The organism is Amycolatopsis echigonensis, from assembly GCF_014174495.1.
Taxonomy (GTDB): Bacteria; Actinomycetota; Actinomycetes; order Mycobacteriales; family Pseudonocardiaceae; genus Amycolatopsis; species Amycolatopsis echigonensis.
This window is the reverse complement of record NZ_JACJHR010000014.1, coordinates 56,418-69,714: the sequence shown is the minus strand read 5'-3', so window position 1 is coordinate 69,714 and position 13,297 is coordinate 56,418. Positions and strand designations below refer to the sequence as shown.

The 13,297-nt window shown below is 71.0% G+C and carries 12 protein-coding genes; 7 read left to right on the top strand and 5 right to left on the bottom strand.

From position 1 onward, the window contains the following. Nucleotides 1-89 precede the first annotated feature (89 nt). A complete protein-coding gene (locus H5411_RS12605; protein ID WP_235079424.1) occupies nucleotides 90-1,847 on the bottom strand; it encodes a CocE/NonD family hydrolase in 1,758 nt (585 codons plus the stop codon). Nucleotides 1,848-2,048: 201 nt separating this feature from the next. On the opposite strand from H5411_RS12605, the gene H5411_RS12600 reads away from it, so the two are divergent. After that, nucleotides 2,049-3,395 (top strand): sialidase/neuraminidase family protein, encoded by a 1,347-nt coding sequence (locus H5411_RS12600; protein ID WP_037365768.1) that lies wholly within the window; start codon nucleotides 2,049-2,051, stop codon nucleotides 3,393-3,395. 151 nt (nucleotides 3,396-3,546) lie between these two features. Here H5411_RS12600 and H5411_RS12595 read toward each other — a convergent pair whose 3' ends face one another. Next, entirely contained in the window at nucleotides 3,547-5,964 is a 2,418-nt protein-coding gene (locus H5411_RS12595) for a transglycosylase domain-containing protein (RefSeq protein WP_143271427.1), read from the bottom strand. 220 nt (nucleotides 5,965-6,184) lie between these two features. Between H5411_RS12595 and H5411_RS12590 the strand changes: the two genes are divergently transcribed. The 4 genes from H5411_RS12590 to H5411_RS12575 all read left to right on the top strand — a co-directional run bounded on the left by H5411_RS12590 (nucleotide 6,185) and on the right by H5411_RS12575 (nucleotide 9,263). Beyond that, nucleotides 6,185-7,081 (top strand): alkaline phosphatase family protein, encoded by an 897-nt coding sequence (locus H5411_RS12590; protein WP_101437981.1) that lies wholly within the window; start codon nucleotides 6,185-6,187, stop codon nucleotides 7,079-7,081. A gap of 175 nt (nucleotides 7,082-7,256) precedes the next feature. Beyond that, on the top strand, nucleotides 7,257-7,652 hold the full coding sequence (locus tag H5411_RS12585) for a BlaI/MecI/CopY family transcriptional regulator (protein WP_037365772.1): 396 nt from the start codon (nucleotides 7,257-7,259) through the stop codon (nucleotides 7,650-7,652). Beyond that, nucleotides 7,649-8,548 carry a M48 family metalloprotease gene (locus H5411_RS48925; RefSeq protein ID WP_037365774.1) on the top strand — a complete coding sequence of 300 codons (900 nt, stop codon included), beginning with the start codon at nucleotides 7,649-7,651 and terminating at the stop codon, nucleotides 8,546-8,548. The genes H5411_RS12585 and H5411_RS48925 overlap by 4 nt, the downstream gene beginning before the upstream one ends. Before the next feature lie 97 nt (nucleotides 8,549-8,645). Continuing rightward, entirely contained in the window at nucleotides 8,646-9,263 is a 618-nt protein-coding gene (locus H5411_RS12575; RefSeq protein WP_037365777.1) for a phosphatase PAP2 family protein, read from the top strand. A 9-nt stretch (nucleotides 9,264-9,272) separates the two neighbouring features. On the opposite strand, the gene cei is transcribed toward H5411_RS12575, so the two are convergent. Beyond that, nucleotides 9,273-9,929 (bottom strand): envelope integrity protein Cei, encoded by a 657-nt coding sequence (gene cei, locus H5411_RS12570; RefSeq protein WP_051166272.1) that lies wholly within the window; start codon nucleotides 9,927-9,929, stop codon nucleotides 9,273-9,275. 766 nt (nucleotides 9,930-10,695) lie between these two features. Between cei and H5411_RS49285 the strand changes: the two genes are divergently transcribed. Continuing rightward, a complete protein-coding gene (locus H5411_RS49285; protein WP_376772131.1) occupies nucleotides 10,696-10,851 on the top strand; it encodes a hypothetical protein in 156 nt (51 codons plus the stop codon). Beyond that, the gene (locus H5411_RS47525; protein ID WP_235079432.1) at nucleotides 10,803-10,946 is read left to right on the top strand and encodes a hypothetical protein; all 144 of its coding nucleotides are present in this window, start codon (nucleotides 10,803-10,805) and stop codon (nucleotides 10,944-10,946) included. The genes H5411_RS49285 and H5411_RS47525 overlap by 49 nt, the downstream gene beginning before the upstream one ends. On the opposite strand, the gene lgt is transcribed toward H5411_RS47525, so the two are convergent. Continuing rightward, complete coding sequence (gene lgt, locus H5411_RS12560; protein ID WP_051166273.1) at nucleotides 10,943-11,785, bottom strand: prolipoprotein diacylglyceryl transferase; 843 nt, start codon at nucleotides 11,783-11,785, stop codon at nucleotides 10,943-10,945. The two genes, H5411_RS47525 and lgt, sit on opposite strands and share 4 nt — an antisense overlap. A gap of 274 nt (nucleotides 11,786-12,059) precedes the next feature. Then, the gene (locus H5411_RS12555) at nucleotides 12,060-13,232 is read right to left on the bottom strand and encodes a phosphodiester glycosidase family protein (RefSeq protein ID WP_183123838.1); all 1,173 of its coding nucleotides are present in this window, start codon (nucleotides 13,230-13,232) and stop codon (nucleotides 12,060-12,062) included. Nucleotides 13,233-13,297 lie beyond the last annotated feature (65 nt).

Here is a 13,297-nt window from a genome sequence, read left to right as displayed (position 1 = left end):
GGGCGGCCGTGAGCGGCGGGCAAGCCGGGTCCGTGGTCGCGGGCGGAGCCGGTCGGTTCTCCCGGACGGCGGGCGAGCGGTCCCCGCGCTCAGCGACCGGTGGTCGGCAGGGTGAGGACCTGACCGGTGTCTCCGGTGCTCACCGTGACAGGCGCCGCGACCAGGCCCGCCCGGTAGTTGAGGTCGCCGCTGGCGAGCATGACGCGGATCGCGTGCCCGGCCGGGAACTGGTGCACGACGGCGGGCAGTGTGATGCGCGCGGACTTGGCCGGATCGGACAGCCGGACCGGGGCGATCAGGTTGTGCACGAGGCTTTCCGTGCCGTCCGGCGCCACGTCGTACAGCTTGGCGAACAGCACGAGCTGGCCGGCTGGACCGAGCGTGCTGCTGACCGCCGTGGTGGGCGCCTGCACCTTCACCTCGAGCTGCGGCTCGCCGACCACTTCGAGTGGCGCGGCCAGTGGGCGGCCGGTCCAGGAAGCGTAAGTCCCAGGGAGATTCTCGTCGGGCGGCAGGTTCGGCGAAAACGCGTCGATTCCGGACGAACTGGTCGGGAATCCGGCCGGGGGTGTGAGGAAGCTTTGTGCCCCGGCCCGGACACCGCTCGGATCGGTGACCAGGTCGCCGCTGCCGGAGAGGAAGAACTTCATGCCCGTGCCCACCGGGTAGGCGGGGGCGCTGCCGTAGGCCGGGGTGGCGATGCCGGTGTAGTCGATCCAGTCGCGGAAATAGGCGAATCCGGGGTATGCGTCCGGCTGGCCGCCGCGCAAGTACTGGTTGAACCAGCTGGTCACGCGGGCGGCTTCGTACTGGGCGGCCGGGTCCGGGCCGGCGAGGTCCAGCTCGCCGGGCGCGGGGGTGGCACCGGAGTGACCCCAGGACTGCCAGATCATCTTCACCGGCGTGCCCTGGGCCCTGAGCGCTCGGTACGTGGCGGCCGCCTCGTTGAGGTTGAACAGCGTGTCGTTCTCGCCCTGCGCCAGCAGGACCGGAACGCGGATCCGGTTGACGTAGGCGGACACCGACGCATGCCGCGTCAGCGCGAGCGTGTCCGGTGTCGGATAGCCCAGCGTCCCGGACGCCGCGAGGTCCGCGCAGATGTCAGTGGTGAAGTTGGGGCAGCCGATCACCCTCGACGGGTCGCTGGTGAAGCCCGTCGCGCTGTCCAAGACCGCGCCCTCGGTGAAGAACAGCAGCGGCCAGGTCAGCTTGGTGACCCCGGGGGTGGCCGAGGTGACGCCAGTGCGGAGATCGGTGTTGTTCGGGGCCAGCGAGTAGGACAGGTCGTTCCAGGTGATCAGCGGGACGAGGGTGTCGATCCTCGGGTCGACCGAAGCGGCCGCGAACTGCACCTCGCCGCCGTAGGAACCGCCGATCATGCCGACCCGGGGATCCGCGGCGTCAGTCCGGCCGGCGTGGTCCACCGGATCGCGCACCACGTAGTCGGCGCCCGCGACCGGCTGCGCGTGTGCCGCATCCGCGTAGGCGATCCCGTCGGCGCCGCCGAGGAAGCTCACCAGCTGGCTCGCGGCCTGCCCGTCCCAATCCGGGTCGTCCAGTGTGATCTTGCAGCCCGAACCGCCGAAGCCGAGGCCGGAATAGGACAATACCGCGTAATCGTGCGCGGCGAAGTATCGCGCGATTCCGGCCTGATCGTCCTTGGACCCGCCGAACCCGTTGGTGGTGAGGATGGACGGCACGCGGTGGCCCGGACCGGCGTCGGCTGGCGTGTACAGGTCGCCGACGATGTCGCAGCGCTGCACCCCGCCGGGCCCGACCAGCACGTCGAAGTGCAGGGTGCGCACGGTGTACGCCCCGGCCCCGGCCCCGGCCGTAGCGTCAGCCACTCCCGAAGGTGCGGTCAACAGCACTGCTGCCGCGATCAGGGCCACTCGGCGCGCACACGACGTCATCAGAAGACCTCCCGAAATGCGGTCCATGCCCGCTGTTAGGCAACGAGCTTCGACAGATTCGGTGACGCACGTCATAGTCGTCGCCGAGTTCCCTCTCCTTTGTCAGGCCGTCTGGCATCGAGGCTGGAGGAAACCATGCGGAACTCCGAGAACCGGCTGTCCAAGACGACGGTGTTCGCCGCGGCGGTCCTCCTGGCAGTGGCGGCACCGGCAGCGGCGAGCCGTCATCGGGCGGAGGCGGCCGGCTCCGCTTTCGCCACCGGTCAGTTGCAGGTGCAGAACGCGGGTGCGAGCGGGTGCGGCGCCAACGCGGCCGGCGAGCCGTCGATCCACGTGTCGAAGGCCGGTCTGGTGGGGCTCAGCTCCGAGAACGGCCTCGGCGGCGGCAGCCAGTACTGGCAGGGCCCGAGCACCGCGGCCGCGTGCGGGCTGACCTACGCGGGCCAGCCCAACGCGATCGGCGGCATCGGCCTGTCGGGCGGGGACACCGACAGCGCTTTCGCACCGGAGAAATCCGCCGCCGGCACCTACCGGATCTACGTCGCGAGCCTGAACCTCGCCTCGGTCAACGTCGCGGTGTCCGACGACAACGGCCGCACTTTCAGCCAAACCCCGGTCCAGGCCGGCTTGCCGCTCGACGACCGGGAATGGATCGCCGCCTACGGCGCCGACACCTCGCTGCTGACCTACCACGACATCCTCACCAACAACATCGATGTACTTCGCTCCGACAACGGCGGCACTCTCTACACGCACGTCGCCCGCGTAATCCCGGACACCGACTACAAAGCAATGAACAACGAACTCGGCAACCTGGCGATCGACCACCGCAATGCCTCTCCGGTGTCCGGCGGCTTCTGGGCCTACCAATCGTTCGTCGCGCCCAGCTCATCCTCCGGCAGCGAGTTCAACGAAGCGTTCCTCGGCGTCTCCGCCGACGGCGGGCACACCTGGACCAGCAAACCGATCCCCTGCACGACGGCCTTCGGCGCAGCCGGGCTGGGCCACAACTTCCCCAACGTCTCGGTCGCACCGAACGGCACCCTGTCCTACGTCGTCTCCAACGACACCGCCGTCTACGTCGCCACCTCGGCCGACCACGGCGACACCTGGAGCTGTTCCGGTCCGGTAAGCACTTCCAAGCGGGCTGTCTTTCCCTGGCACGTCGCCACCAGCGCGGGCACCGACCTCGTCTACTACGGCACCCCCGACGGGCAGACCTGGTACGTCTACTTCGCGCAGAACACCGGCAGCGGCTGGTCGACCACCCAGGTTGTCCCCGTGCACAAGGGTGCCATCTGCGAGGGCGGCGTCAGCTGCACCGGAGGCCGTCAGCTGCTCGACGACTTCGGCGTCGACACCGACCAAAACGGGTTCGCGCACATCGCCTACACCCAGGACAGCCCCGCCCTCGGCGGCTCGGGCAGCGCCACCGGCTACGCCGTGCAGACCGCAGGGACACCGGCGGGCTACCCGAACTGATCGATCGGGGCAGATCGCCGACGCGGACGTCGCAGTGCCGGATCGGTGCGGCGCGCCGCGGCAGCGCGAGGATGCGGGCGTCGAGCAGCGGCTTCGTCACGTAGGCGCCGGCACCGGCAATCCTCCGGCGGGGCCGGGCGAGGCGGTGCTCTTACCCGCCGCTGCCCGGACCCGGACCGTGGTGCCGCCGGCCGGGCGTGGTGGTCGGGCAACTGGGGCCGCACGCAGCGGTGGGTTGCGGGCTCGTCGGCTGGTCGGACGTGGTCGGCGCGGCGGTGGTGGAGGGCGTGGTTGCCGGGGCGGTCGTCGGCGTGTCCGGTGTGGTCTGGTTCGAGGTGGCCGGCGCCGGGTTGCCGGTCGTGGCCGGGGCGGCGGTGCCCGCGGGGGCGGGCGGGAAGTCGCGCGCGGGCTGCCCGGCGAGGTAGGCGTTCATGAAGTCCTGCCAGATGTAACCGGGTTCTTCGCGTCCGTAGACGTCGTAGCCGTGATCGGAGCCGATGCCGTTGTGGTAGTTGCCGTAGATCGGTGCGGGCTGCTGGGTGTTGCCGAACCAGACGGCGGTGACGTTTTGCGGGGTGTAGCCGACCATCCAGGCTTCCGAGTTGTGCCCGGTGTTGTTGAATTGGGCCGTTCCGGTTTTGGCCGCGTTCGGGCGGCCGCCTCGCAAGCCGTCGCCGGACGACGAGGCGACGTCGGTCATCGACGCGGTGACGGTGTGCGCGATCGCGGCGCTGGCGGCGGGGTCGGAGCCGAATGCCGGAACGGCCGCGGTGTCGAACCGGTACAGCTGGCTTCCGGTCCCGTCCGTCACTTTCGTGACGAAGTGCGCCGGGAGGTACTTCCCGTCGTTCGCGAAGGTGGCGTAGCCCTGGGCTTGGTCGATCGGCCGGACCGGGTACTGGCCGATCGAGATCCCGAGCTGGGTGCTGCCGGTTCCGTTGCCGGTGACCGGGTCGTCTTGCTGGAGCGAGTCGAAGGCGGACCCCAGCGAGGAAGTGATGCGTTTCGGGATTCCCGCGTCCCAGGCGGCTTGCCGCACGTTGTTGACTCCGGCCTGCGCGCCCATGCGGTAGAAGACGGTGTTGACGGACTTGGTCATGGCGTCCTTGACGGTGATCCGGCTGGCGCCCTCGCCGTCGGAGTTGTGCACCAATTGCCCGTCGATGGTCTGGTTGTCGCTGCCGTCGTAGACGGTGTTCAGCCCGATGCGGCCCGGGTCGGTGCGCAGGCCGGCGGCGAGGACATAGGGCTTGAACGAGGAACCGGGCTGTTGCGGGGTTCTGGCCAGATCGTAGGAGGTCGAGCCGTCCCCTCCGTAGTACGCCACGATCCCGCCGGTGGACGGGTCGACCGAAACCAGTGCGGCGCCTTCGTGCGGATAGCCGCGGTCGGCTGAGGTGATCTTCGCGACCGCGTGTTCGGCGTCGGTCTGCGCGGGGGGCTGGATCGAGGTGTAGATCTTGGCTCTGGACCGGGACAACGCCTGTTCCGGGAGGCCCTTCTTGGCCAGCTCGTCGAACACCGCGGCGACGATGTACTGGCGGGTGGGGGAAAGGGCCGGGCCGGATCCCGCGCTCGTCTGGGCGATCGGCGCCGGAAAGGCGGCCGAGTCGTATTCCGCCTGGCTGAGCCAGTGGTTGGCGAGCATCCGCCCCAGCACGTAGCGGTAGCGCTGTTGCTCGTAGGCGGGCTTGTCCGCGTAGGACGGCAGCTGGACCATCCCGGCCAGCAGCGCGGCCTGTTCGTTGGTGAGCTTGCTGACGTCTTCCCCGTAGAACGCTTTGGCCGCCGCCTTGATCCCGTACGCGCCGCGTCCGAAGTAGACGGTGTTCAGGTAGGCGGTCAGGATGTCCTGTTTGGAATAGGTGTTCGTCATCTTGTAGGACTCGACCATCTCGGCCATCTTGCGGGCGAGCGTCGGCTGGTCGTTGCCGGTGGCCTTCTTGACGTACTCCTGCCCGATGGTGGAGCCGCCGCCGGTGCCGCCGTTGAGCCGGTTCCAGACCGTGCGCACGATCGCGTTGAGGTCGAAGCCCGAGTTGGTCATGAAGGTCTCGTCCTCGGCGGCCATCTGCGCGTTCTTCATCGACTGCGGGATCTGGTCCCAGGTGGCCAGCTGGCGATTGCCTGCGGTTCCGGTCTTGGTGTACATCACGGAGCCGTCCGCGTAGTACAGGGTGACCGGCTGGTTGAGCGCGGCGGCGAGCGCTGTCGGATCGGGCACCCGCACGAACTGGTACGCGACGACGAAGGCGATGACCGGGCCGAGCAGGCACACGCCGGCCAGGACGTAGAGGCCGCGCCGGATGCGCCGCCAGAGCTTCTTCCGCGGCACTCGCGGCCGGGCGGGCCCGCTCGGCGGCGGCGGGTTGCGTGGGCCGGCCGGCCTGGGCCGGGCGGCCGGCAGCGGGGGCGGGGCGGGCAGCCGATGCGTGAGCAGTTCCGGCTCCGGCTGGTTGCGCGGATCCGCGGGCCGCCCCGGCCCGGCCGACCGCCGGGGCGGGATCGGCCCCGGGTGGCGGCCGCGGGGCCAGTGCGGCGGCTCGCCGGGCGGGTACGGGCGGTTCACGAGCGGTTCTCCGGCACCGCGGCGAAGGCGTCCCCTCGGGCTCGACGTGGTCGTGTTCCCGCTGCCGGGAACGCGAGGAGGTGAGGGCCGGGCGCGGGGAGAGAGGGCATGGGCTCGATTCCTGACGGTCAACGCTTCTACATTATTGTAGAAGTCGTGCTTGTGTGTTCCGCGTGACCGCGAGACGAATGCCAGGTCCGGAGTGCGGCGAGGAGGTCCGGTGTATCGCGGGAAACGGGTGAGCCGGGCGGCGGCGCTGGGCGGTGCGCTGCTTCTGCTGGCCGGGTGCGCCTCGTCCGGACCGACGCCGTACCCGCGGGCGCACCCGTCGGCAGCCGCCGCTGCTCCGGCAAGCCTTCCCCGGCCGGACCACGTCGTCGTGGCGATCTTCGAGAACGAGGGCGAGACCGAGGTCGACGGGGCGGCCGGCGCTCCCTATCTCTCCTCGCTCGCGGCAGCGGGGGCGAGCCTGTCCGATTCGCACGGCATCGCGCATCCCAGCCAGCCGAACTACGTGGCGTTGTTCTCCGGCTCTCCGCAGGGCGTCGCCGACGATTCCTGCCCGCGGGACCTCGGTGCGCGGCCCAACCTGGCGAGCCAGTTGACCGATGCCGGATTCCGGTTCGCCGGGTTCGCGGAAGGCATGCCGCGCGACGGATTCGCCGGGTGTTCCTCGGCTGACGGCGCCTACCGTCGCAAACACAACCCCTTGCCCGATTTCAGCAACGTGCCGCCCAGCGCGAACCGGACCTATCGGCATTTCCCCGCCGATTACTCGACGCTGCCCACGGTGTCGTTCGTGATCCCCGACATGTGCCACGACATGCACGATTGCCCGGTTTCCGCGGGAGACGGCTGGGCGGCCGGGAATCTGTCCGGATACGCCCGGTGGGCGCAGGCGCACAACAGCCTCCTCATCGTGACCTTCGACGAGGACACCGGGACCCCCGCCAATCGGATCCCGACGATCCTGTCCGGGCCGATGGTGCGCACGACGCGCAGCGCCCAGCCGATCGACCACTACAGCGTTCTTCGCACCGTCGAGGACATGTACGGCCTGGCACCGCTCGGAGAGGCCGCTTCCGCCCGGCCGATCACCGGCGTCTGGAAGCGGTGAGCCCCGGGCGTTTCCAGGACCGGGACGAATCCCGGGCGGTGCCCGGAGACGGTCCGCCGTCCGGCGACAGCAGCCGGGCGGCGGCGTCCGGCAGGTACCCTCGTGGTGCTCGCGGCCGGCGAGCCGAGCGGGCGCGCGGGCGGGGCCGTGCCGCGAGAACGGACTGAGGAGGACCATGCCCGGCGGAGACGGATCGCGGGCACGGCGCGCGGCGGGCGCGCTGGAGTCGGAAGTGATGGCCGCGCTGTGGGCTGCTCCGGCGCCGCTGTCCGGTGCGGCGGTGCACGAGGCGGTGGGGACGGATCTCTCGTACAAGACGGTGCTGACCGTGCTGACCAGATTGCACGAGAAGGGCCTGGCCGAACGGGCGGCATCGGGGCGCGGGCACGTGTACTCGCCGCGGCGGGCGCATGCCGAGCTCACTGCCGAACGGATGAACGTGGCGTTGCGCGAGGCCCGGGACCGGGGGGCCGCGTTGCAGAAGTTCGTGACGACCCTCGGGCCCGAGGACGCGGCGGCGCTGCGCGAGATGCTCGACGAGGGCGATCGTCCCCAGGGCGGCCGGCGGTGAGAGTCGACGTGTATCTGGCTTTGCTGCTTCCGGTGCTGGCGGTGCGCGGCCTTCCGCTGGCGGGCAGGCGGCTGGCGCCGCCTGCCGCGGTGCGCCTTCTTTGCGCGGTGGCGACCGCGGTCGGCGCGGGGACTCTGTGGGGATTGGTCATGGTCGCCGGTGCGGGGTTGAGCCATCTCGGGGAGATTCTCGAGCATTCGCCGATCTCGGCGGCCCAGTTGCGCCGGCTGGACCCGGTGCCGCGGATCGCCGGCCTGGTCGCGGCCGTGCTGCTCGCGGCGATCGTGGTCCGGGTGGCCAGTGCGCTGTACCGCCGCGGCCGGGTGCGGCGGGCGATGAACGGCGTCGTCGCCGGCGCGCGCGGCGAGCTGGTGGTGTTCACCGATCCCAGTCCGCACGCCTATGCCGTCGCGGGCGGCATCGGCCGGCCTGGCCGGATCGTGGTCTCCGACGGCATGCTGCGGGCGCTCGACGCCGAGGAGCGCCGCGTGCTGCTGGCCCACGAGCGCGCGCATCTCGCGCACCGGCACCATCGGTATCAGGCGGTCGCGGCCGTCGCGGTCGCGATCAATCCGGTCCTGATCCGCCTGCGCGGCCAAATCGCGTTTCAGCTCGAGCGCTGGGCGGACGAAGATGCCGCGACCGCGGTGGCCGACCGTGAACTCGCCGCGCGGTCGCTGGCCCGGGCGGCGCTGGCCGCCGTCCCGCCCGCCCCGCCCGCGCTCGCGTTCAGCGACCGCGGAGTCGGGGGCCGCGTCCGCGCTCTGCGAAGCGCTCCGACTGTGACGCGCCCGCTGTCGCTGCTGCCCACTGTGGCCGTGCTCGGTGCGGGCGTCGCGGTCCTGGCGGACGCCACCATCGCGTTCCTGCGGGTCGCCGGCGCGGTGCTCGGCTGACTGCCGGTTGCGAGCCTTTCCGCTCGCTCTTCCTACAAGCTGTAGGATCACCGGTCTGTGCCGTATCCGCTTTCCGCCGGAAGGACCAGCCAAGCCCGTGCCGTGGAATCTCGCCCTGTTCTGGGACATCAATCAGCTGGCCGCTCGCACCGGGTGGGCGCATCCGTTCATGGCCGCCTTCGCGTTGTGGGGCGGCCCGGTGATTCTCGTGCTGCTGCTGGCTCTGGGGTGGTGGACGCGCCGCGGCCGTGGCGGCGCCGCCCGCGCGCTGGCGGCGGCGGTGCTGACCGGAGTCGCGACCCTCGTCTCGCTGGGTCTGAACCAGTTTTTCGCCGCGCTGCACCAGGAGGTTCGCCCGTTCCTGGCTCTGCGCGGCGTCACTGTGCTGCTGAGCCATTCGGCGGACAACTCCTTCCCCAGCGATCACGCGGCGCTCGGCGCGGCACTGGCGGTGGGCGTTCTCGTGTTCGCGCGCGGCTGGGGGGTGCTCGCGTGCGCGGTCGCCGTATTCCTTGCCTTCTCGCGGGTGTACGCCGGGATGCACTACCCGCTCGACGTCCTGGCCGGGCTTGCCATCGGTGCGGTCGCCGCGTTGCTGCTCGTGCCGACGCTCGCCGGGCTGCTGGGCAGGCTCGTGCAGCGACGGATGCCGAACGTGCTGCGCCCGCTTCTTCTCGGCGTCGAGGCTCCGGCAGCGGGCGCGGCGGTGGAATGACGGCGGCGGTCAGCACTGCCCGCGGCGGGCCCCGGCCAGCAATGCCGGAGTCACGGCGGGCGGCGCCGCGCCGATGGCCGGACGGCCGCTCGGCGCGGCCGCCAGCAGCTGGAGCGCCCGGCGGGCATCGGGATTCGGGGTCACGTCGCTGAAGTCGCTGCCCAGCGCGAGATCGACGCTGCTGCCGGTCCGGCGATCGCGCACAAGTTGGGCACACGGTACGGCCAGGCTGAGAGTCCTGGCTGCCGCGGTGCCTGCCGGACCGAAGCGGATCTGGCCGAAACACCGCAAGTCGCCGGCCGGGTGCAACGGGTCGTCGGCAGGGGGCGACGCCTGCGGGAAACCGAGCTGGGCGAGTTCGCCCGCGGCGAGTCCGGCGCTTCCGCGCTGGCCGCTGCCGTTGAGCACGGTCACCGGACTGGCGGCGGCGGGCGCGGGAGCGACGCCGTCCAGCGCGTCGTAGGGCAGCGCGGCCAACGTCTGCGGCGCGGTGCCGGCGGCCGGGGGAGGACAGGCGACCAAGGCGGTGGCATCCGCGGCGCGCTGCAGTGTCGTGACCCAGACCGCGATCGCGGCGAGTATGAGGACGCTCAGCGCGGCGATTCCGGCGAAGGGCTTTCGCCGCCGGTAGCGCAGCGGATCGCGTCGTCCCGTCAAGGTCCGCATCGATCCCTTCCCGTCGTCTGGTTCGGCGCGGTCAGCCCGAAGCGGGCAAGCCTCATCCTACAACGTGTAGGATGAGGGCCAGGTCCCGCGACGAGCGCGGTGTCGTTCGCCGCGGGCCGGGCTCCGGCGCGGCGACGAGCGGCCGGGCGTCAGCGGTCCACTGTGGATTGGGGTTGCGCGATGGCACTCGGCTCGCGAAGACGCGCAGGCGCGAAACCGTTGTTCGGCCGCGTGGATCCCTACTGCTGGTTCGCCGTGCTCGGCCTCGTGGCCATCGCCGGGGTCGGGGTCGTCGCCCGCAGCGTAGTGATGACGATCATTTTTCTCGTTCTCGCGGCGGGCCTGGTGACGTTCGACGCGTGGGTCAACCGGCCGGAGCCGACGCGCCGCCCGGGACCGCCGCCGGTCGCGTCTCCGCGGGGGCGCAGGCCGGAAAGCCTTGGGCCGCAAGACCGGAGCCGCGCGGCGCCGCCCCGTCCGGCGGTTCCCAGGCCGCCCCAGCGGTTCGCCGCGCCGCCTCCGCGCGGCGAACGACTCCAGCGTCCGCAGCGTCCCCGTCGGATGCCGGACGGGCGATGAGCGCGGGCCGCGCGCGCGGAGTCAGGGATGCCGTTCGTGTCGCCGGACGGGAATCGGTTTTCGGCGTCCAGGACGGAAATGCTCTCATGGACTACACGAAGTCGGTCATCCGCGACCATCCGTCCGAAGCCGTCGTGGCAAAAGTGCGGCAGCCCTCGCGGCGGAGAGGTTCGGAGTCCTGATCGACGTGGCAGCGACGATCAAGGCGAAACTGGACGAGACCGTGCCCCCTCAGTTGATTCTCGGGGCCTCCAACCCGCAGCTGGCTCGCCGCAGATCGAGCCGCGGATCGGCGTGCCGCTGCCGTGCAATGTCGTGGTCAAAGCGCTCGACCCGGCAGTGATGGTCACGGTGCCCGGCCGTCAGGATCTGCGGCCTGTCACCGACGAAGCCGGGCAACGGTTGCACGCGGCCCTGGCCGCGGTGAGCACCGGTTAAACCGGGGGCGGGCCTTTCGCCGCCCCGGCGCTGTCGTCGCGCGGTCGCGCGGAGCGCCGCCGCCACAGCAGCGCTGCTGTCGCGGCGAGGAAAACGACCAGGGAAGTCCAGTCGTTGAGGCGCAGGCCGAGGAAGTGGTTCGCGTGGTCGACGCGCAGCGCTTCGACCCAGGCGCGTCCGACGGTGTATGCGGCCACGTACAGCGCGAACAGCTTGCCGGTGCGGAGGTCGAAGCGCTTGTCCGCCCAGAGCAACAGCACCGCGACGCCGACGTCCCAGAGGCATTCGTAAAGAAATGTCGGGTGGTACAGCCCGATGCCGGGGGTGTCGGGCGGGCGGTGCGCCGGATCGATGCGCAATGCCCAGGGCAAGGTGGTCGGAGCGCCGTAGAGTTCTTGGTTGAAGTAGTTGCCCCAGCGCCCGATGGCTTGCGCGAGGACCAGCCCGGGAGCGAGGGCGTCGGCGAACTCCAGCAGGCTGATTCCCCGCCGGCGGCAGGCGATCCAGGCGCCGAGGGCGCCGAGCGCTACGGCTCCCCAGATTCCGAGGCCGCCGTCCCAGATGTAGAGCGCCCGGACCGGATCGCGGCCGGGGGCGAAGTACAGTTCCGGGTCGGTGATCAAGTGGTAGAGCCGTCCGCCGACGATGCCGAACGGGACCGCCCAGATCGCGATGTCGAGCACGTCGTCGGGGTTGTGCCCGCGGGCGCGCCAGCGTCGCCGGGCGAGCCAGACGGCGACGACGATCCCGGCGATGATGCACAAAGCGTAGGCGCGGATCGGAACCGGTCCGAGGTGCCAGACGCCTTGCGGCGGGCTGGGCAGGGACGTCGTGACCATTGCGGACGGCCCTCCTCGGAGCTGAATTCTCTCGGTGGGAGAACTATAGATCACGGACCTGGAAGTCTTCTCCGCGGTGCTCGCTGTGTGCACCTGCGGTGCCGGACAAGCGCGTGCGGAGAAAACCTCAGTGATGTTGGACCACGCATGCGTGGTCCAGATCGTTCTTTCGCAGAATGATTCCCGGTCCTTGCGGCGGCACGGTGCCGCAGCGTCGGCTGCGACCGAACGTCAGTTTCCGGTCGGGTGGGCGTCCTCGCGGTCGCGGCGGCTGTCACGCTCCGAGGGACGACAGCGGCGAGACGCCGGCACTGGCCGGTGGTGCTCCGCCCCGGAGGACGATGGCGAAAAAGTCGCGTTGATCGGCGGTCAGGTAGCGGTCCGCCGAGCCGGGCATGGCAGGCAGCAGCTTCCGCGGCGAGCTGCCGGGCCGGTCGGGCCGGTAGGCGTTGAACGCGACCATTCCCGGGTGGATGTCCAGTTCCATGCCGCGCACGATTCCGGCCTGGACCATGGCCCCGGCGAGCGTCCGCAGGGTCAGTTTGTCGCCGGCCACGTAAAGGAGATTCCCGGCCCGGTCGGTGCCGAGCCCGGAACGCCAGGTGTACTGGAACTGGTTGCTGGCGCTGCCCCAGCGGCCGACGGCGTTCGCCCGCAGCCCGGGGACGGCGCTTCCGTTGTCGACGACCAGAGCGAGGTTCTGCCGTACCGCGCGGACGGCGGGGGACATGGTCGCGTCGCGGCCCCATTGCGCGATCGATATCCGGCCGGACCGGTCGATGACGACCGAAGCGGCGCCGTCCTTGAGCGGACGGGCAGTGCGGCCGTCCGCGTAGAACCCGCCCGCGGTGTCTTTGAACTTGAATCCGGCATTGAACGTGGCCAGCAGCGCCGGGCGCACGCCGGACGGCACCCGCGCACCCTCCGGCCAGCCGGAACCGCCCGGCTCCTTGGTGCCCGCGATGAGGGAGGCGCGCACCAGCGACTGGTTGATCCACGCGACGCCGGCGACCACGCTGGCGTGCGCGGGATCCGGCCGGATGAAGGTCGTGTAGTCGGCGACCGGGCCGCCCGCCGTACTCGCTCCCGGGGTCCAGCGTCCTTCTCCGGGCAGCCGGGGGAGTTGTGCCGGGAGATCGGCGGGCCGGGGGCCGGCGCCGAGGCTGGGGAGAGGCGGCGGCGCGGTCGGGAGCGACCCGGCGGGCGGGGGTGCGGCGGAGGGCGGATGCCTGGTGTACCACCAATTCTCGACGGTGTTGACGACGCCGCCGAGCCCGATCTCGCGCAGCCAATCGACAGTGCGGACCGCGAACGACGCCGCACCGGGATAGGTGAGGGCTCGGGTGTAGCTGCCGATCGGGTAGGCGAGCACCGCGACGACCAGCACCAGAATTAGCTTGCGCCGCGGGCGTTTGGGTCTGGGCATCGGTGTGCCGGCAGTGGCCATGACCCGACCGTAGGCCCGGTTGAGCGGGCAATAGGACAGCGTTCGGCAAGCGGAATGCAAAACGC